This is a genomic window from Microcoleus sp. Pol12B3 (assembly GCF_036701355.1).
GTDB lineage: Bacteria > Cyanobacteriota > Cyanobacteriia > Cyanobacteriales > Microcoleaceae > Microcoleus.
In genome coordinates this window covers 90694-111371 of record NZ_JAUBQS010000006.1, presented here as the reverse complement: position 1 = coordinate 111371, position 20678 = coordinate 90694, and the positions used below count along the sequence as shown (strand labels likewise).

Genomic DNA, 20678 nt, shown 5'->3' with positions numbered 1-20678 from the left:
ATTTTTCTCTCTGATGACTGCTAGTTGCTTAGAAATAGCTATTTAATGATTTTCGGCGATCGTGCTCTCTTCTGCAAAAGGGATTACCACAAAAAGATGATTCGGTTTTCCCCACATCTCGGACAATTCTCAATCAGCCTTTCACGGGCGGGTTCTCCTCTCCAACCCCTACTCCCCACAAAATAATTCACTTTTTGTGGAACAGGCCGAAAAGCCTGTTAAGCGAACATGGTGCAAGATGTCAGTTGCCCTCACATAGTAGCTCACAAAGGCAACTGCAGGAGAAAGGTGCTGCCGGAACCCAATTCGCTGCGGGCGCTGAGGCTGCCGCGGTGTGCCCGGGCTATGGTTTGGGCGATCGCCAATCCCAGTCCCGAACCGCCGGTATGGCGCGATCGATCGCTGTTGACTCGGTAAAATCGATCGAATATTCGCTCTAAATCTGCCGCCGCTATCCCAATACCGGTATCTTGAACCTGAACGATCGCCTCTTGGTGGCTGCAATCTAAAATAACTGTTACTTTCCCGCCCGCCGGAGTGTATTGAATGCCATTAACAATTAAATTAGCCACTAGGCGATAAAGTTGGTCGGAATTGCCGACAACATTTAATTGCTGCTGCACTCGCACTTCGGATGTTAACGTTACCTTAGAAGCGATCGCCATTGCTGCCAATTCCTCGACTAAATCGCTAACAAGGTCATTCAAACAACACAATTGAAGGCGATCGCGTATGGCTTGATTATCCATGCGAGCCAGCAGCAGCAAATCAGCAACTAACTGAGTCAATCGTCGGTTTTGGCGCTCTACCGTCCGCAAAATTTCCCGCGCCTCTTGTTCATCTAATTGAGGCGTCAACAGCGCCGATTCTACAGTCGCCTGCGAAGCCGCTAAAGGCGTCCGCAATTCGTGAGCTGCATCCGCTGTAAACTGTTGGATTTGTCGGTAAGAAGAGTAAATCGGTTTCATGGCCAATCCTGCCAACAACCAACTAGCAAAGCCTATCAAAATCAATGCTGTAGGCAATCCTAATTTCAAAACCCATTTCACTGTACTGAGATAGTCATTGAAGTCTTGCAGGCTCCGGCCAACTTGAAAATATCCCCAATCTTGCTGTGTTTGGGTGTGTAGCGCTACAGAAATTTGGTGGTAAACATTGCCTTTGGCGTCAGTTATTGTTTGCCAGTATTGGGAGTTCAATGCTGGTGGTAATTCTTCGGGATAAGCGCCTGCTGTAGCAATTAATTTCCCCGAATAATCAAATAAACGAATATAATAATAGCCTTGGTTGATAGCGCTTAAAATATGGCGGCTTGGCAACTGTTCTTTAATGCCTTTAACTCCAATTAGGCGGAGGTTGGGCAAAAGTTCGTTTACTATTGGCTCCAAGCGTCCGGGCTGCTGCAATTTGAGTTCTAGGCTGTCGTGCAGCGTCCCCGCTACCGATTCTAATTCGCGGTCTATGGCTACCCAGTGAGCGTGGGCGATCGCCTTGTATACGCCAAATCCCAACACGCTTAAAATCAAACCCATTACAGCCGCATAGGAAATGGCTAATTGCCAGCGAGTTCGGTTAAATAGTTTATTTTGATTCACTTTTCATATCTTGCTAGTAATTGGTAATTGGCAATTAGTTGAAGATGATATTTTTTTACCTGCCACAGAGGACGCAGAGAACGCAGAGGAGGATAAAAGAGAGAATAAGCTCTTAAATAATCAGGTTTATGACACCCGTGTCTAAGTCCTATTAACATAAACATTTCCAGGTAAAAATACATTTTTTATATTTGGCTGTCACGCCAAATCTTCATGTTTTAGGAGTTCTGTATATTCGCTTATTGCGAGTTCCGCAAGTTGTGTGTCTTCTTCGGAAAATTCGCCGTATAGTGCAGCTAAGTTAGTCTCAGCGATTGATGGAATAGTAGCTAATCGGGTACGGAATTTTAGGAAAAAAATAAATTTAAATACTTGTTTAAGTTGTTCTATAGCGAGCTTTTCTAACTCTTGTTCGATTAAATCTTTCATAGCAGTCATTTTTACGATCGAATTTTCTATATTATAGCCAGATACTGGAAACGAGATATAATCCGCGCGCCGTTGCCCCTACCGCTTTAATTTCTCATGCGGTACCCGACGCCGTGAACGGTTTCAATTAAATTCGTGCCGCCCACAGACTCAAGTTTGCGCCGCAGCAAGCGCACTTGAGCTGCTACCACATTGCTAAAGGTATCTGCACTCGCCTCCCATAGCTGATTCCGAATTTGGTCAGTAGTGATAATTTGGTAAGGATGTTTCATAAAGTATTGTAGCAGTTGAAACTCTTTGTTTGTTAGAGGAATTATCTGGCTGTTGCCACTTCGATCGAGATGGCCCACAGTTCGATTTCCGCAGTCCAAAACCAGATTTCCTACCTGTAGCTCTTGCGGTTGAATTTGGGGCGATCGCCTTTGCAAAGCCCGCAATCTTGCTAATAGTTCCTCCATCCCAAACGGTTTAACTAAATAATCGTCAGCCCCGGCATCTAGTCCCGCAACTTTATCTTCCATTCGGTCTTTTGCTGTCAGCATCAAAACGGGCAGTGCGCTATGTTTAGCACGCAATCTCCGCAGCAGTTCCAATCCTGACAATCCTGGTAGCAACCAGTCAAAAATAGCGAGGGTGTATTGCGTCCACTGGCTGTCTAAATATTCCCAAGCTTCATTGCCATCCAAAGCCCAATCAACTATATATTTTTCCTGCTTTAAAGTGCGATCGATCGCTTTCCCTAAATCTGGCTCATCTTCAACTAGCAAAACTCTCATAACTCTAATTTATAGCGGTAAATCCTTATACATTGTTAGCGATTGGCAGCATCTACCCCAACATCTAACCTCACATACTGAGATGAAATCAGCATGAAATTTTCTGACTTCGCCGAAAAAATAACTGTTGACAATAATTGACAACAAGCTGGTAATGTCTTATAATCTACCACGAGTAAATTTTTGCGAAAAATTATCAATAAGTATGACAGATTTATCCGATCGCCCCGCCATTAAAAAGGCTGGGCGCTGGAGTCGCCGCCAACTGCTACAGCTAGGAATAGCTGGGGCTGGGGTAGCGGGGAGCGCGATCGCACTTCAAAACCTGACTCGCAAACCGACATCAGTGGCGAGAATTCCGCCAATCCCGGCAGATGCACTCACCGTCAGCAATATCAACCCGATGCAAATTGCGCGGGATTTTGATTACGGCACGGTGACGCGCGAAAACGGGCGCACGGTTCGGGAATTTCGCCTGGAAGCTAATACTTCGATCGTCCAACTTAACAGCGCCGTCACTTTCAACACCTGGAACGTCAACAATCGCGTGCCGGGGCCGACATTGAGGGCAACTGAGGGCGATCGTATCCGCGTCATCTTTTCTAACAAAGGTGGACATTCTCACTCGCTGCACTTTCACGGCATTCACCCCACAGAAATGGATGGCGTTAAACCAGTAAGGAACGGTTCGGTATTTATTTATGAATTCGATGCCAATCCTTATGGAGTCCATCTATATCACTGCCATATTGCTCCCGTAACACGCCACATCGGTAAAGGACTATATGGAATGTTCATTATCGATCCGCCAAAACCCCGTCCTCCCGCAGATGAAATCATGTTAATCATGGGGGGATATGACGTAAACGAGGACGAAAAAAACGAACTATACGCTTTTAATGGGTTGCCAAATTATTATATGAATAACCCGATACCTATTTACAAAAATCAGTTAATCCGGCTCTACGTTCTCAACCTGATTGAGTACGAAGCAGCAGTAACTTTCCACTTGCACGCCAACTTTTTTGACGTATATCGCACGGGAATGACTTTAACTCCCAGTGAAAGAACTGATGTCATCACCATGGGAGTAGCTGAAAGACATATATTAGAATTTACCTACGGCTACCCTGGAAAATATATGTTTCATCCCCATCAAGATGCGATCGCCGAAGCAGGCTGCATGGGGGTATTTGAAGTCATCACTTAAACCGAATCCTGCTACCAGGGTGCGCCGATTCACATAAAGTATGAAATTATTTGACAAGCTCGATCGCAAATAGGTAAAATGAATAGCTCGCAAGTAATTGAGAAAGTTTCTTAATAACTTGCGAGTCCAAATGCACATAACGTAAAAATTAGCAACTGCCATGTTATCAACTTTTCATTTATTACCTACAGTCACTGCTACAGCCATCCTCGTTGCTCTGACCGGTTGCGTTTCCCCCACGGCTAGCAACACCGACAGCACACCCTCACCCGCTGCCACAGCCAGTCCGGCATCCACAAGCGGTCACAGCGGGAATCACGGCGGCAAGGGCGGCATCAACATCAATACTGCCATTCTTTCAGAGTTAGATAAACTTGAAGCCAAGTTAGGAGTGCCGGCACTTTCTAACAAAATTCAAGCCAGCCGCCCTTACGGAAAAGTCGAAGAATTGGTTTCCAAAAATGTCATTACTCAAGCCCAATTCGACCAAATTAAAGACCTGGTAACTATTGAAAATGTGGTGCTGACAGGCGAAGCCAAAGATGTAGATTACATGACTAAACTTGGCTTGATGAAAGGGCATCTTTTCGTAGCCCAAGAACTATTGGATCAAGGCAAACCCGACCAGGCAGAACCGCACATCGGGCATCCAGTCGAAGAAATTTATGCCGATGTGGAAGATCAGTTAAACGAGCGTAAAATTCCTGAATTTAAGGCTACTTTAATTAAATTGCAGGATTTAGTTAAAGCGGGTGCAAAAGATCCGGCTCAAGTCAAGGCGGAATTTGACACATCTATGCAAGCAGTTGATGGAGCAATTGCCGCCCTTCCCGAAACGCAGCGAAAAGATCCGAAATTCGTGCTGCAAGTGATTAACGGCTTGCTGGATACAGCTAATTCCGAATACGGAGCCGCAGTTGCTAACGGCAAAATTTCCGCAATTATTGAATACCAAGATTCGCGGGGTTTTGTCATGTACGCGGAAATGCTGTACAAAGATATCGCCGAACAAGTGGCTAAAACCAGCCCTGAAATTGACAAAGCAATTGTTGCCAACATGGCTGAACTGAAGACAAATTGGCCAACGGCGATCGCACCCCCCGCCCCCGTCAAAACCACCGAACAAGTCAACCAGCTAGTTAAAACGATCGAAAGCGACAGCCAAAAAGTTCTCAAACCAGCATCCTAAAAACACCACTCTCATCAAGAGCGGTAATTGGTAAATAATCTGCCAATTACCTCGCTCATTAACCAATCTCATTCCCACCATAAAAAAATGAATTTTGGCGAAGCATTGCCCACATTTGTAATTACCCTCCGCGAAGGAGTCGAAGCCGCTTTAGTTGTCGGAATCGTTCTAGCTTGCCTCAAAAAATCAGGACAAAGTTATTTAAGTCCTTGGGTTTTCGGTGGTGTTGGCGTTGGACTTATCGCCAGCGCTTTGATAGGTGTACTTTTCGGCTGGACGATTCAAATTTTGTCCGCATCCAATCAGCCTTTTGCACCGATTATGGAGTCGCTGCTAGAGGGAATCTTTGGGCTGATAGCGATCGCAATGCTGAGCTGGATGCTGATTTGGATGACCAAGCAAGCGCGATTTATGAAAGCCGAAGTTGAAGGCGCTGTGAGTGCCGCCTTAACGCAAAACTCTCATGCTGGTTGGGGCGTATTTAGTTTAGTTTTTATTGCCGTTTTGCGCGAAGGGTTTGAAACTGTTTTGTTTGTCGTTGCCAAGTTTCAACAAGGCATTATTCCAGCCCTCGGCGCTTTGGCGGGCATTCTCTCAGCCACCGGACTGGGCGTCCTGCTATTTAAATGGGGAGTCAAAATTAATATCCGCCTGTTTTTCAAATATATGGGCATTTTATTGCTATTTATTGTAGCGGGTTTAGTGGTATCTACTTTGGGAATTTTTGACAGCGCGATGAATATTTTATCGCAAACAAATCGCGAATCAGCAGCACTGTGTTTCTATTACGAAAGATTTACTAAAATCCACTCTTGCATTCTCGGGCCGATGGTCTGGAATACATCGCAACTGCTTCCCGAAGAAAAGTTTCCCGGTTTGTTGTTGAGTGCGCTATTTGGATACACGGACAAGCTCTATGTCGTGCAGGCGATCGCCTATTTGATGTTTTTAGGTACTGTCGGTGGCATCTACTTCCAAAGTCTGGCAGGTCGCGTCTTTTTCCCATTGAAAAAAACACAGGTAATGAAATAGGAAATTAAGTGCGATCGAAATACGATCGGCTTTTTAGTCGGAACTTGCCCCAGCAAATATACTTACACAAACTCAAAAGCCTCTTATCACAAAGGTGTCAATTGTTGAGTAAAAAAGTGTGTACCAATGTAGATGATTGATATCTGTTTGTAATCGGCGATTATATTGAATTTACAACAATTGAGCGCGAGATCCTGCATCAGCTATTGCTAATAAATGGGTACAAATTGTCAGATCAACAGTTGAATCCTTTGTTGAGTAAGAGTTTTAGGACTGTTAGTACAGTTGTATGGGGGAAGTCCAGTCTCTTGGTAGCCGGAGGCAAAAGTTTAATCATCGTTAATCGGCCCGACATGATAGAAATCATCCGCCTGCACACGATCTATGCACTCCCTCAATTTTTCAGCCAGCACCTGTACGTGAGGTTCTTGTAGCATACTAAAGGTATTGCCAGGAACATCATGGATCTCCAATCCTCCAGGAGCCAGTTCGCTCCATCCCAAATCAGGCTCTAAGAAGTCCATGTTCTCCATAGGCCGGAAGAGGGTCACTCGCTCCGGGTAAACCTGTTTTGGTGCGAACTCCCACTCCATATTTCCCTCCTCTTTTTTCTTTCGATAAGTGAAGCTTTGGAAAGCTGGAGGCAAAGGACGCCCCATACGCTCGTAAAACTCGCAGTAAATACTCATTAGCCGATTCTTTGCTTCCTCTAGCCTCCTCTGGCTTAACAAGTAGGCGGGGCCAAATCGTAAAAAGTTATTCCAGTGCGCCAATACCCGCTCTTCGACTGGCATTATTTTGATGGCTCTATCATCTTTTAAAGTATCTAACAAGGCTAGCAGAGCTACCTTTTGACCTTGCGCGTGGAGCTGCTGCGCCACCTCATAGGCTATTCGGCCCCCGCAATATATACCTGCTAAAAGATAAGGACCTTCAGGTTGGATGATTCGCATTTCTTTGAGGTAGTGAGCCACCAGATCCTCAATTTTATTCAAAGAAACTTCATCCATAATCCCTACTGCTAGCCCATAAATGGGTTGTTCAGGATCTAGATGACTGGCCAAAGGGCGACAAAACTTTAGACCCTCGCCAAGTACATGGAAAAAGAACAAAGGCGGTTTAGAGCCTCCCGGTTGAATTGTCACCACCGTTTGCGAAGGTGCTGACCATCCTTTCTGGCGGAGAATGTTGGCCAGTTGCTCAATAGTTGGTGATTGGAAGAGGGTAGCCAGGGGGAGATTTTTCCCAAAGGCTTTCTCGATTTGTGCCAATAGGCGCACGGCTAGTAGAGAGTGTCCTCCCACGTCAAAGAAATTGTCCTTCACACTGATGGGCTTTTTGCGTAAAACGTTTTCCCAAATTTTTGTTAGTTGGATTTCTAAATCATCGCTGGGAGGCACAAAGGTACTAGCTGGCTCTTGCCTGAGCCCGTCGGGTGCGGGCAGGGCGCGCTGGTCTATTTTCCCGTTGGGTGTTAGGGGTATGGTGTCTAGGAAAACGAAGGCTGATGGCACCATATAGTCAGGGAGCCTTTGCTTGAGGAAGCATCGTAGGTCGTCGGTAGTGGGTTTCTGCTGTTGATTGGAAACAATGTAGGCAACTAAACGTTTGTCGCCTTCTATGTCAACCCTTGCTGTTACTACACACTGCTGCACAGTAGGATATTGGGATAGAGTTGACTCAACCTCCCCCAGTTCGATGCGGAAACCACGGATTTTGACTTGATTATCTATGCGACCGAGAAACTCAATGTTGCCGTCGGGTAGATAACGAGCTAGGTCCCCAGTTTTATAAAGGCGTGTCCCTGGTTCATTGCTAAAGGGGTTGGGGATAAATTTATCTTTGGTCAACTCGGGGCGGTTGAGGTAGCCTCGGGCGATGCCTTCACCACCAATGTGGAGTTCCCCCTGTACACCAATGGGAACAGGATTCAAATATTTATCCAGCAGATATATCTGCATATTGGCAATAGGGCGACCAATCGGAACCTGTGTTCTGAGTGCCGAAGACTGACAATGATATACACTGCTCCAGACCGTTCCTTCTGTTGGCCCGTATTCGTTGAACAAAGATGTCTTAGCCAGCAGCTTAGTATGGCGTTCAACCAACTCTCTGGAACACGGTTCGCCTGCCACAATAACACTACGAAGACAAGTGAGCTGTTGTGATTCCGCTTGATCCAAAATCAGGTTATAGAGAGATGGAAGACTCAATAAATGCGATACATGATGTTGAGCAATTAACTTTGTAAGCTGTAACAGCTCTTGTTGGAAATTTGCTGGTGGTATTACAAGTATGCCTCCCTGGCACAATGTCCAAAAGATGCCTGCGATCGAACTGTCAAAGGCAAACGACGAAAGTAAGAAGAAACTGGTGACGGGTTCGCTGTAATAAGAAATACGAGCACTGGTGGAGTGGACTAGGTTTTGATGGGTTACCAGCACTCCTTTGGGTTTCCCTGTAGAACCGGAGGTATAGATTGTATAAGCCAGGTTATCGCTCGTCAGGCAGATGAGGGGTTTTTCCTCGCTCTCTTGGGCGATTACTTCCCAGTCGGTGTCCAAGCACAAACGCTGTGCTTTGTACTCGGAAAAACCTGCGACTAGCTTCTGTTGGGTTAATAGCACCGACACCTGGGCATCTTCCAGCATGAAGGCTAGACGATCGTGGGGATACGATGGGTCTAACGGCAAATAAGCCCCACCAGCCTTGAGAATGCCTAGGAGTCCTACGATCATCTCTAGCGATCGCTCTACACAAATTCCGACCAGCATTTCTGGCTCCACACCCATTTTTTGCAGGTGGTGTGCTAGTTGATTGGCACGATAATTGAGCTGCTGGTAGGTTAATTGCTCGTTTTCAAAGACTACTGCAACCGCGTTAGGAGTTAGCTCTACTTGGGCTTCAAATAACTGATGGATACAGGCTTGATTGGGGTAATCTGTCTGGGTGTTATTCCACTCCACTAGCAGTTGATGCTGTTGGGCTGCACTCAACAGGGGTAAATCGCAGAGGCGCTGTTCGGGATTGTCGACGATGCCTTCCACCAAGGTCTGAAAATGGTTCGTCATCCGGGTGATAGTGAGGGTGTCGAACAAGTCTGTGTTGTATTCAAACCAGCCCCTGATACCCTCCGCACTCTCTTCTAGTTCAAGGGTTAAATCAAACTTTGCTGTGCCGTTATGGACTTCCAGAGGGGTTAGACTTAGACCCCGAAACTCCAAAGCCGATATCGGGGCATTTTGGAGAACAAACATCACCTGAAACAGGGGATTACGGCTCAAATCCCGTTCTAGTTGCAGTTCCTCTACCAGCTTCTCGAAAGGCAAGTCCTGGTGAGCATAGGCTCCCAAAGCCACCTCACGCACCCGACCTAGCAATTCCCGGAAACTTGGCTCGCCTGAAAGCTCAGTTCGTAGCACCAAAGTATTGACAAAAAATCCAATCAACCCTTCAACTTCAACGCGGTTGCGATTAGCGATGGGAGAACCCACAATAACGTCTTCCTGACCTGTATATCGGTAGAGTAGTATCTGGAAGACCGCCAGTAAGGTCATAAACAAAGTAACGCCTTCCTGCTGCGAGAGCGCTTTGAGGGCATCGGAACTTTTCTTAGGCAGTTCCAGAGATTGCCTTGCACCTCGATAAGTTTGAACTGGAGGTCGGGGGCGATCGGTGGGCAAGTCCAGCACGGGCAACTGACCACCTAGATGCCGCTTCCAGTAGTTAAGTTGAACCTCCAACACCTCACCGACGAGCCACTCGTTCTGCCAGGCCGCAAAGTCAGCATATTGGATAGGTAGTTCAGGCAATGGCGAGGACTTCTCAGTGGAAAAAGCTTCATAAAGCGCCGTCAATTCCCCCATAAACACACCAAGAGACCAGCCGTCGGAGACGATGTGGTGCATGGTCAACAGGAGCAAATGTTCCTCTTCTGCCAGGTGCAAGAGTTTGACGCGAAACAATTGTTGATTAACCAAGTCAAAGGGGCGCTGAGCTTCCTCAGTAGCTAACCGTTGAGCTTCCACCTCCCGTTCAGTCTCAGGAAGTTCCCGGAGGTCTACGATCGGCAACAGCAAGGTAACAGCCGGATGAATGACCTGAATTGGCTGCCCATTCACAGCACTAAAGGTAGTCCGTAGAGCTTCGTGACGCCTCACAATTTCACTTAAGCTCTGCTCTAGTGCCGTCACGTTGAGCGAACCTTTCAAGCCAAGAGCGTTAGGGAGGTTATATAGGGGTGTCCCAGACATCAATTGGTCGAGGAACCACAGCCGCTGCTGAGCAAACGACAAAGGCAGGTCTCCCTCGCGTGAGATGAGACTAATGGGCAGACCCTGTAGACTGCCTTTTTCTTCTGCTCGGCTGGCTGTCTCGACGCTCTTGGCCAAGCCAGCTAGGGTAGGCTCCTCAAAGAGAGTATGCAGGGGGAGTTCTACTCCGAAAGCTTCGCGCACGCGAGAAATGACTTGGGTTGCTAGTAAGGAATGTCCCCCCAACTCAAAGAAGTTGTCGTGAATGCCCACCCACTCAAGCCTGAGAACTTCGCTCCAGATGCCCGCGAGCACTTCCTCAAAAGGCGTAAGATGTGGCACAAAAGTTTCTTCTAGATTTGATCTTGTCCCGTCAGGCACTGGGAGAGCGCGGCGATCGACCTTACCGTTGGGCGTCAGCGGCACCGCTTCGAGCTGCACAAATGCAGAAGGTATCATGTGCTCGGGCAGTTTCTGCTTTAGGTCGCGGCGCAGTTCACTGATGGAGAGGACTTGCTCCTGGCTAGGAACCACATAGGCCACGAGGCGCTTGTCATTAAGGTCGTACTCCTGGTCTATAACTACGGCATCTTGGACAGCCCGGTTTTGCATCAGCACTGCCTCAATCTCGCCCAGCTCGATGCGAAAGCCACGAATTTTCACCTGATTATCGATACGACCGAGAAACTCGATGTTGCCGTCGGGTAGATAGCGAGCTAAGTCCCCAGTTTTGTACAGACGTTCTCCGGGTTGGTTACTAAAGGGGTTGGGGATAAACTTCTGGGTCGTCAACTCTGTCCGGTTGAGATAGCCCCGCGCTAAACCGTCGCCACCAATGTGCAGTTCACCTGTGACTCCGATGGGGACGGGTTGGAGAGACCGATCCAATATATAAAGCTGAGTATTGGCAATAGGACGACCAATTGGAACCAAACCTGATAGGGAGGTCTGAGCCGGAACCTCATAGATACAGCATCCAACAACCGTTTCTGTGGGACCGTATTCGTTAATTAGTCTAGTTTCAGGTGCGTGAGTCTGCCAGAATGAAATGCTCTTTTTCGAGAGAGCCTCGCCACCGATAATTAAGGCTCTTGTCTGACCCGCCGCCTGCTTACTGGGTAATAACTCACTGAGTAGTGCCAGATGGGCCGGGGTGATTTTGACGAGGCTAAAATTACTTTGAGAACACAAGACGGCACTAAGAGCTTCTATCTCCTGCTTCTCTGGGAGGAAGACTACCCTCTGTCCTACCAATAGGGGAGAGAATAAGCTGGTAATGGTCGCGTCGAAGCCGATCGAAGAATGAACCGGAGAACCAACCCCATCGGCTACTGCATACGCTTTTATGCACCAGCTAAGATAATTGACCAATCCTTGGTGGACAATCATCGTTCCCTTTGGTTTCCCGGTTGACCCAGAGGTGTAAATTATATAAGCCAAGTTGGCGGCATTAACCCCGCTGTTGAGATTCTTCTCACTCTCCTGAGAAATTAACCCCCAGCCTGTATCCAAGCAGATCGCATACGCACCTTGCTCAGGCAATCGAGTTAGCAACTTCTCTTGGGTCAATAGCACCGACACCTGTGAGTCTGACAGCATGAACCCTAGACGTTCTTTCGGATATGCCGGATCTAGAGGCACGTAGGCTCCACCCGCTTTGAGAATAGCGAGAAGCCCCACCATCATCTCCAGCGATCGCTCTACAAAAATCCCCACTAAAACCTCTGGTCCTACCCCCAGTTTTTGCAGGTAGTGCGCTAGCTGATTCGCTCGGCCATTTAGTTCCCGATAGGTCAACTGTTTGTCTTCATAAACTACCGCCATCGCATCAGGTGTCTGCTCCACCTGAGCCTCAAATAACTGATGGATACACTTATCCTTGGGGTAATCTGCCTGAGTATCATTCCACTCCACCAGAATTTTGTGACACTCTCGCTCAGATAACAGAGGCAGATCGGCAACGCGCCCTTTGGGGTCAGTTACGATACCTTGCAAGAAAGTAGCAAACTGATCCAACATCCTGGCAATGCTGTCACCATCCAATGCCTCGGTGTTATAGAGCCAACAGCATTCTTTCCCCTCTGACGGAATGACCAGCGTCAACTCATTACCAAACCCGGCTTGGTGCTCGTCTAGTTTTTCTACCCGTTCTACGACCACCGGAAAAATGGGTTCACGACTCCGATCGGGCAATGAACGAAGAGCTGGATACCTAGCTACGACATCACGCGCATAAGTCTTGTGAAGTTTGGTCAACTCCACCTGCTCCTCAATGACTTTAAAAACTTCCTCAAAACTTTGCTCGTAGTCTATATCTACGCGACAAGAAACAATTGAGGCAAAACCGCCTTCGATCCCTACTAACTCCCGTTGCAGCTCGACATCTCTAAATCCGATATCGAAACATCCAGTTCCTCCAATACGGCCCAGATAAATGGCAAAAGCAGCAAACAGGAAGTCGCCTTTATTCCATTCGGGCTGGCGCTCCTCCAGAAATGTTGTGACTTCATGCGGTATGGACATCTTTACACTTGTGTACTGCTTCTGTTCCAAGTGTGATGCCATCGGATCTGCATAGGGAACCGTAATTGGCTGTAACGTCGCTAATTTCTTTACCCAAAAATCCTCGTGCTGACCAATTAATCCATCAAACCTCTCAATACGCCTCGCCCTGTCTGGCTCGATGTCCTTAAACTTATACCCAACTTGCAGTCCAAATCTCTCGACCAAATCAGGAATCGATAGCGCTTGACCGTCGATGGTCAGCACTTGGCGCAGCACTACCTCGTAACTTGCTGTAGAAACCGTCAAGAAGTTGGGTTCAATCGCCGTGATTGTTCCTGGAGAAGACTTAGACAGGTCATCCTTAACTTCGAGTTTGGGGATAATGATCAAGTCGCTCCCTATACTCAACTTCGCCACACCAAGGGCATTGGGGTAGGAACCAAAGTCCAATGCCCTAATGTCGGCATCCATATCATAGGCACAACGATTGAACGAGAGTACACCTCCAGCAAAAAGTCTTTTTGAGTGTCCCAAATAGGTTAGCTCATCTAGGTTCTGCTTGTTCGCTAACGCTTGGCCACTTGAGATATCATCAACTAACTCTTCAAACGAACGAATCGCCGCTTCATCACATTTCCCATTGAGAGAAAAAGCCGTATCGTCATCAGCAATATCGATAGCAACCTGCTTCAGGATATCGCCGCCCTCAACCAAATTACTTATCACATACCACGTCACCCCATGAGTCTTCTCCCGGTGCATCAAAGCCCAAGAGGTAGCATTGAGTCCCGCATACTTCGGCAGTGGGGCATCATGGTAGTTGATCGCTAACTGACGCGGCAACTCCAAAATTTCTTTGGGTAATAGCGATCTGTTGACAATGTTGAATAGGTAATCAAAAGGCTGTTGTCTTAAAAATGCTATGAGATTCTCTGTTTGTGGGATGTGAGGTATGTGCTTTGCCTTCGCCCAGCTACTTATCGATACATCACGGGAGATGACACCGAAAATCTGATGACCCCGCTCTAAAAGAAGTTCAGCACATTGAATAAGTAAAGTTCCTTCTCCAATAAGAAAACAACTAAATTGATTCTGAATATACATATTTGTATTGCTTATAGTTTGAGCAAGTCAATCTAACAGTGTTTGCCACGGGGTCTTTCCACTGCTGGGACAATCACTTTATTCGCTTGATAATCATTGTTTCAGGCATGAAAGAGTTCGCCGCACGCTCTAGAAGCCTGGTTAGCTAATTTGAGATTTTTTTAAGTAGCTAGGTTGACATCATCACTTCTAATAGGTTGACATCATCACTTCTAATTCGCGATCTAACCCCAGTCCGTCAGCTTTGCCATTGCCCAAGGCTAGCCTAGCGATGCACCCGATCCCCGTGCTCCCCATCATAAGCGATCGTTCCCTAACCCTGTCAAGGTGCGATCAAAATCCAGCCCAGTCCGCGATGGTTCCTGACGGGCATTTGTCAGCGGAGTTTTAACCTGGACTTCCCCCATACAAATGTACTAACAGTCCTAAAAGGTTTACTCAACAAAGGATGCAAATGTTGAGCTGAAAATTTGTAACCCTTTATCAGCAATAGCTGACGCAGGCGATCGCACTCCGATGTTGTAGATTCAATATAATTGCCGATCGCAAACAAATATCAATCATCTACATTAGTACACATTTTTTACTCAAAAATTTAAATTTTTGAGATCAGATGATTTTGAGTTTGTGAAAGTATATTTGCCGGAAAAGTTTAGTTTAGTGGAAATGCAAGAGGCAGTTGTTTGTTGCTGATTTCCTAATGCGCCCATAAGTTAGAGCGCATTAGGAAATCAGCTATTTATTGATTGAAGGTAAAACGACCATCAACTTTTTCTCCGTTCATATCCGCAGTCACTTTCACCGGATAACTTCCTGCATCTTTGCCGGGAAACACCACAGCGTAATGTTTGCCCTCAGCATCATACTTGAGAGCTAGGGTTTGCTGCTTTCCATTCGCCAACTGCACTTGAGCCGTCACTTTGGCGTTAGGAACTGGTTCCTTTTTCTCCCCTTTTTGCAAATAAACATCTAAATGAGTTCCGGTAGCTTCTTTTTCCGGTACAAACTCTAAATAGTAAGCTCCAGACTTTACAACTTGCCCCCCTTTAGTTGCTGTTGCAGGAGCAGTGGCGGGAGCCGAAGACGCAGGTTGAGAGGCGACAGGAGGGGATGCTGGAGTGGTATTTGAATCGCTTGCTTGGTCGCCTTTACTGCAAGCTCCCAACAATAACAATCCGACACTACCTAAAATAATTAAAGTTGACTTGAGCGATTTCATTGGTTTGACTCCTTGTTGACTGACAATAATTAGAAAATATCACACCTTAACTACCTTTCCGTCTTCAATAACTAGCCGAGGTTGTTGAGGTCGTAAAAAATGCCCAAATTGAGCATACAAAGCTGGCAAAACTAACAGAGTTAGTGCTGTAGAAGTAAATAACCCTCCTAAAACTACTACTGACAGCGGTTGGAGGATTTCCTTGCCCGCCCCGCCTTCAAATACTAAAGGTGCTAAACCCAAAGCCGAAGTTAAAGCGGTCATCAGGATGGCATTGAGCCTTTCCATCGAACCTTTAATTATTGCTTCCTTAAAAGGCAGTCCTTCAGCAAATTTAGTATTGTAGTTGTCTACTAAAAGCAAGCCGTTACGGGTAGCAACGCCGAATAATGTGACAAAGCCAACTAGGGAAGCTACAGAGATGATGCCGCCAGTCAAAGCTACCGCAATTACTCCTCCCACTAAGCCGATCGGCAAATTAATCATAATCATAGCAGTTGAAGGAAGGGACTTGACGGACAAGTACATCAATACTGTAATTACCAAAAAGGCGATCGCACTAAATATCATAATATTTTGCGAAGCTCTTTGCTCAGCTTCAAATTGACCGCCGTACTGGATAAAATAGCCAAAAGGCAACTGCACCTCTCGTTTGACTTTAGCTTGAATTTCATTCACAACCGATCGCAAATCCCTACCTTTAGCATTCGCTGCAGCCACAATCAAGCGAGAAACATTCTCGCGGTTAATGGTATTTGGGCCCGTACCGTATTTGACAGTAGCAACTTGGGCGAGGGGGATTTTGTTGCCACTTGGAGTATCAACCAGCAAATTCTGAATAGTTTCTAAGTTATTTCGGGCTTCAGGCTGCAACCAAACAACTAAATCGAAAGTTTGCTGCACCTCCAAAACTTGAGAAACAACTTTGCCGTTCAAAGCTGTTTCAATAATTTCTGAAAGCTCTCCGATTTTCAAACCGTATCTACCCGCAGCTTGACGGTTAAATTTAATTTGAATTTGTGGCACTGGCACCTGCGGTTCGAGTTGCAAATCCACAATTCCGTCAACTGTTTTCATTTGCTCTTCAACTTGGGCACCGATGCTGCGAAGTTGCTCCAAGTCCGGGCCAAAGATTTTGACAGCAATCTGACTTCTGACACCAGATAAAACCTCATCCATCCGGTGAGAAATAAAACCGCCGATATTTGGTGCAACTCCCGGCAATTTACCAAACTCCTGCCGCAGCGATTCCAAAGTTTTCGGCCTGTTTTTCATGCCCTCCTCGCTTAAACCGATATCAATGTGAGCCAAATTAACTCCCGCAGCATCAGCATCACCCGGAGCTCTGCCGGATCGCACTTGCACGTATTCAAACCTGCTATCATCCTTCAGTGCATCTTCAATAGCAAAAGCCGCGCTATCTGTTGTTTCCAAAGACACCCCCGGATAAAGCAGAATAGTATTCACCAAAGTTTGCTCCTGAAACTCCGGCAAAAACACCCGTCCAAAGGATGGCAAAATAATTAATACCGCCACCATACTAGCAGCAGCAAAAGCTAAAATAATCGCCGAATAACGCATTGATATCCTGATACAATAATGATAAATATGCTTGCAAAATCTAGGCAGCCAAGGTTCTTTTACACTCATGCGTTTGTTAGGCAATAAAATGGCGCAAAGGGCCGGAGATATTAACAGCGATTCCAGACTAGAAATCACCACAACTACCAGATAAGTAATCCCCATAGGCGTAAAAATTCGACCTTCTACACCGGGCAAAGTAAAAATAGGAGAAAACACCACAATGCCAATAACAGTCGCTCCAATTAACGAATCGCGCACCTCCTGACTGCCATCAAAAATCACATCCATCACCGGGTGCGGATGAAGAGAAGACGTATTTTCTCTCAAGTTGCGGTAGGTATTTTCGGCATAGACGATCGCATCGTCGATAGCAGTGCCGATCGCCACCGACAAACCCCCCAAAGTCATCGTATTCAGCCCCAGCCCCAGCCAATACATCGCCAGCAAACCGAACAGCCAAGTCAGAAAGAAATCCAGCAAAACAACCGTCAGAGTGCGCCAATTCATCAAAAACGGGATGAGAATAATGGTGACGATAATACTGCCTTCAACTAAAGCCGATCGCACATTCTCCACCGAGGAGTTAATATATTCTTCCTGTCGAAAAGTCACAGTAACTTTAATATCTTTTGGCAGAGCTTGCTGCACCTCAGCCATTGCTGCCTCAACCGCTTTAGTTACCGTCGGAGTATCAGCAACTGGCTGTCTGTTTACCATCACAATTACAGCTTTTTTGCCGTTAAAACTGCCATCGCCCCGCTTGATTGCAGCACCAATCTTGACATCAGCTACATCAGAAATTCTGACAGGTGTTCCGTGGCGAGAGGCGATCGCCGATTGCTGCAAATCTTCCAGAGACTCAATCCGCCCCACCCCCCGGATTAAAGTTTCTCGATCCGGCGTAATTAAATACCCCCCCGGCGCGTTAACATTCGCAGCCGCCGCCGCTTCGCCAACTTGCTGCAACGACACATTAAAAGCTTTCAATTTGGCAGGTTCTACTAATACTTGATACTGCCTTTCTTCGCCGCCGTAAGCCACCACTTGAGCAACGCCTGTTACTGCCAAAAGCCGATTTGTGACTTGCCAATCAACCAGACGGCGCACTTCCATCAAAGGAGTAGTTTCTGATGTAAAAGCATAGGTAATAACAGTGCCCACAGGAGAAGTTGTCGGAGAAATTTGCGGTGTTTCTACCCCAGCCGGGAGTTTGCTTTCAGCTTGCTGCAACCGTTCTGTTATCAACTGGCGCGCTTGATAAATTTCAGTTCCCCAATCAAAGATTACCTTAACCGAAGAAAGGCCCACAGCAGAAGACGATCGCACTGCTGTCACCCCAGGAGTTCCGTTAATCGCACTTTCAATTGGCAGTGTTACTAAAGACTCGATTTCTTCCGGTGCCAGACCCGGTGCTTCCGTCTGAATTTCCACCTGCGGGGGTGCAAAAGGAGGGAAGACATCAAGGGACATTTGCGGGATGATATATAATGTCCAAAGACTAATAATAATGGTGGCGATAACGACTAGCCAGCGACGGTTAATTACCCATCTGAGAATTGTGCTGAACATTTAATAATTTGGGAATTGGGAATTGGGAATTGGGCATGGGGCATTGGGCATTGATAAAAACAGCTATCCGTGTATCCGTGACTTCCGTGTCGTGCTGTTACTTTAAACTCTTGACTTCTGCCTCTTGAGTTTTAACGTGATGGTTGTTATTGTGTAACAGCAATTCATTGTCCAACGCCGATGCAGAGGCGGAAAAACTATTGTTTCCGGCATTGTTTCCAGAATCCGCTGCTATTGCTGGCAATTTGCGCCGATTTCCCCACAACACGCCGGCTGTGAAAGTCAGGGATGCGATCGCAACTCCTCCTCCTATTCCCGCCCACCATAAAGACACGGGTAAATTATTAAAATTAACCTCTGTTACCTTGGGAGGTGCGTCTTTCTTTGCCTCGTCTTTTGAGAACTTGCTGTCCCCCCGCAAAGATTGTGCGTAAAGTTGAGGTGCTCGCTGCGTTACTATCAAATCTCCCTCGAATAAACCCCTCTTAACTTCAACTAAATCTCCGGCAGTTTGACCGAGTTCAATTTCAACAGCTTGATAAGCATTGCCATTTTGGACGTAAACGGTTTTTTTACCGCTAACATCCACTACCGCCGCACTCGGAATTGCTAAAATATTTGTGGCAGTTTTGTCTGTTAAAATCTCTAACTCCGCAAACAGTCCGGGCTTTAATTCCCCGTTAATATTATCTAGTTCTGCTTTGACCGGCACAACCCGCGTTTCTCCTTCCACGGATGACCCAATTAAGGCGATTTTTCCATTAAAAGTGCGATCGGGTAAATTAGCGACTTTTACCCTGACTTCCTGACCCTTTTTTACTTGATTCAGGTCTTTTTCGTAAATATTGGCTGTGGCAAAAACGCGGCTGTCATTTAAGAGACTCATCAACGGTTTTTCAGCGTTTACTGACTCTCCTGGGGTGATTTCGCGATCGGCTACCGTCCCCGAAATCGGAGCAACTACGGTAACGAGTCCTCGATCGTTGGCAACAGTTCCTAATTGTTGGAGTCGCGCTTGATAGGCTGCGTCAGCCAAGCGAATGCGCGACTGAGCGACTTCAACGGCAGTTTTGCCGCGTTTGAGTTGGTTCTCGGCTTCTAGGACTTCCCGGCGACTCTGAGCTCTGGTAAGTTGAGCTTTTGCTTCTGCTACTCTGCCTTGAGATTCCCGCAATTCCCGCATCGGCAGGTCTACTTCGGCTTGTTTAATTTCGGTTTGGGCTTTGATAACTTCAGGACGGCTTTTTGCCTTAGCAACAGCGGCTTGTGCTTCGGCGAAGTGGGCTTGCGATTCCAGCATTGTGCGCCGCGCGATCGCTCCTGATGCCGCTAATTCTTGGTCGCGATCGAACTGTTCTTTAGCAATAGTTAATTCTGTTTCTGCCCGCGCTATTTCGGCTTGCGCTATTTCAACTTGACGTTGATAGTTTTCTTTAGCGGCTTGCACAACCGAACGCTTGTTTACTAATTCTTGTTCTCGCTGGTACTGCTTAGTTACCGCTGTCAATTGGGTTTGGGCTTGGGCGATTTCTGCTGCAGATACTTGAAGTTGGCGATCGTAATTTTCTCGTGCTAGTTTGAGATCGCCTTCCGCTTGCTGAAAATCTGCCTCAGCTTCGGCACGTTTCGAGAGAGATTCAACCCGCAATTGTCCTAATTCTGAACTCGATAAAACCGCAACCTGTTGACCTTTTGATACTTTGTCGCCAGGCTTAACCAGCAACTCTACTACTTTCCCAGCAACAGGAGCAGTAACTTCTACTTTTTGGTTTGGTAAAGTTTCAATTTGTCCAGTAGTTTTAATGCCGATATCTAGTCGCTGAGAGGCAGCAGGGGAGACTTTAATTCCTAATCGTTTTGCTGTTTCGGCATCGACAGAAATAGCAGCAGGAGTTTGAGGTGTTTCGCTGCTTTGGTGAAATTCATTTCCGTGGCCAGCGTGGGCAAAAACTGCGGCGGGAGAAGTTAGCAAAATTAGGCTGAGCAAACTTCCCGAAAAGCTGCTAATAATTGCCGGAGATGGAGCATATTTGTAAAATATCATCGTTGGCATTGTCCTTGAAATCAGGTTGAGTGCCACAGGTTTAGCAGTTGGTATTTTGCCAAGGTAAGTAAGTAACACCCATTAAGTAAAGTTACTTATTAGCATTTTCCAAGAAGCGACCGCTAAGCAATGACCAAGAGCTAGAAATGCTCTACTCAACCTAGTATTT

General features: G+C 46.6%; 10 protein-coding genes. 3 read left to right on the top strand and 7 right to left on the bottom strand.

Annotated elements, in window-relative coordinates; all coding sequences use genetic code 11:
* Positions 1 to 263 precede the first annotated feature (263 nt).
* The 3 genes from rppB to rppA form a co-directional block, all read right to left on the bottom strand.
* Positions 264 to 1595: a two-component system sensor histidine kinase RppB gene (rppB, locus tag QUA53_RS04840; protein WP_333094716.1), complete on the bottom strand. Its 1332-nt coding sequence runs from the start codon at positions 1593 to 1595 to the stop codon at positions 264 to 266.
* 198 nt (positions 1596 to 1793) lie between these two features.
* Positions 1794 to 2024, bottom strand: coding sequence for a hypothetical protein (locus QUA53_RS04835; RefSeq protein ID WP_333218968.1), 231 nt, complete (start codon positions 2022 to 2024; stop codon positions 1794 to 1796).
* A gap of 86 nt (positions 2025 to 2110) precedes the next feature.
* Positions 2111 to 2800: a two-component system response regulator RppA gene (rppA, locus tag QUA53_RS04830; RefSeq protein WP_333094713.1), complete on the bottom strand. Its 690-nt coding sequence runs from the start codon at positions 2798 to 2800 to the stop codon at positions 2111 to 2113.
* Between the two features lie 205 nt (positions 2801 to 3005).
* Between rppA and QUA53_RS04825 the strand changes: the two genes are divergently transcribed.
* From QUA53_RS04825 to QUA53_RS04815, 3 genes are all read left to right on the top strand, one after another.
* Positions 3006 to 4010 (top strand): multicopper oxidase domain-containing protein, encoded by a 1005-nt coding sequence (locus tag QUA53_RS04825; protein ID WP_333094710.1) that lies wholly within the window; start codon positions 3006 to 3008, stop codon positions 4008 to 4010.
* A gap of 160 nt (positions 4011 to 4170) precedes the next feature.
* Entirely contained in the window at positions 4171 to 5199 is a 1029-nt protein-coding gene (locus tag QUA53_RS04820; protein ID WP_333094709.1) for a helix-hairpin-helix domain-containing protein, read from the top strand.
* 87 nt (positions 5200 to 5286) lie between these two features.
* On the top strand, positions 5287 to 6231 hold the full coding sequence (locus QUA53_RS04815; RefSeq protein WP_333094708.1) for an FTR1 family protein: 945 nt from the start codon (positions 5287 to 5289) through the stop codon (positions 6229 to 6231).
* 329 nt (positions 6232 to 6560) lie between these two features.
* Here QUA53_RS04815 and QUA53_RS04810 read toward each other — a convergent pair whose 3' ends face one another.
* The 4 genes from QUA53_RS04810 to QUA53_RS04795 form a co-directional block, all read right to left on the bottom strand.
* Positions 6561 to 14093 (bottom strand): amino acid adenylation domain-containing protein, encoded by a 7533-nt coding sequence (locus tag QUA53_RS04810; protein ID WP_333094707.1) that lies wholly within the window; start codon positions 14091 to 14093, stop codon positions 6561 to 6563.
* Between the two features lie 739 nt (positions 14094 to 14832).
* Positions 14833 to 15312 carry a hypothetical protein gene (locus tag QUA53_RS04805; RefSeq protein ID WP_333094706.1) on the bottom strand — a complete coding sequence of 160 codons (480 nt, stop codon included), beginning with the start codon at positions 15310 to 15312 and terminating at the stop codon, positions 14833 to 14835.
* A gap of 39 nt (positions 15313 to 15351) precedes the next feature.
* Positions 15352 to 18465 carry an efflux RND transporter permease subunit gene (locus QUA53_RS04800; RefSeq protein ID WP_333094704.1) on the bottom strand — a complete coding sequence of 1038 codons (3114 nt, stop codon included), beginning with the start codon at positions 18463 to 18465 and terminating at the stop codon, positions 15352 to 15354.
* Positions 18466 to 18562: 97 nt separating this feature from the next.
* The gene (locus QUA53_RS04795; RefSeq protein ID WP_445305231.1) at positions 18563 to 20518 is read right to left on the bottom strand and encodes an efflux RND transporter periplasmic adaptor subunit; all 1956 of its coding nucleotides are present in this window, start codon (positions 20516 to 20518) and stop codon (positions 18563 to 18565) included.
* Positions 20519 to 20678 lie beyond the last annotated feature (160 nt).

Coding starts and splice junctions, on each gene's coding strand:
- QUA53_RS04825 (WP_333094710.1), top strand. CDS start 3,006: ATGACAGATTTATCCGATCGCCCCGCCATTAAAAAGGCTGGGCGCTGG.
- QUA53_RS04820 (WP_333094709.1), top strand. CDS start 4,171: ATGTTATCAACTTTTCATTTATTACCTACAGTCACTGCTACAGCCATC.
- QUA53_RS04835 (WP_333218968.1), bottom strand. CDS start 2,024: ATGAAAGATTTAATCGAACAAGAGTTAGAAAAGCTCGCTATAGAACAA.
- QUA53_RS04800 (WP_333094704.1), bottom strand. CDS start 18,465: ATGTTCAGCACAATTCTCAGATGGGTAATTAACCGTCGCTGGCTAGTC.
- rppA (WP_333094713.1), bottom strand. CDS start 2,800: ATGAGAGTTTTGCTAGTTGAAGATGAGCCAGATTTAGGGAAAGCGATC.
- QUA53_RS04815 (WP_333094708.1), top strand. CDS start 5,287: ATGAATTTTGGCGAAGCATTGCCCACATTTGTAATTACCCTCCGCGAA.
- QUA53_RS04805 (WP_333094706.1), bottom strand. CDS start 15,312: ATGAAATCGCTCAAGTCAACTTTAATTATTTTAGGTAGTGTCGGATTG.
- QUA53_RS04810 (WP_333094707.1), bottom strand. CDS start 14,093: ATGTATATTCAGAATCAATTTAGTTGTTTTCTTATTGGAGAAGGAACT.
- QUA53_RS04795 (WP_445305231.1), bottom strand. CDS start 20,518: ATGCCAACGATGATATTTTACAAATATGCTCCATCTCCGGCAATTATT.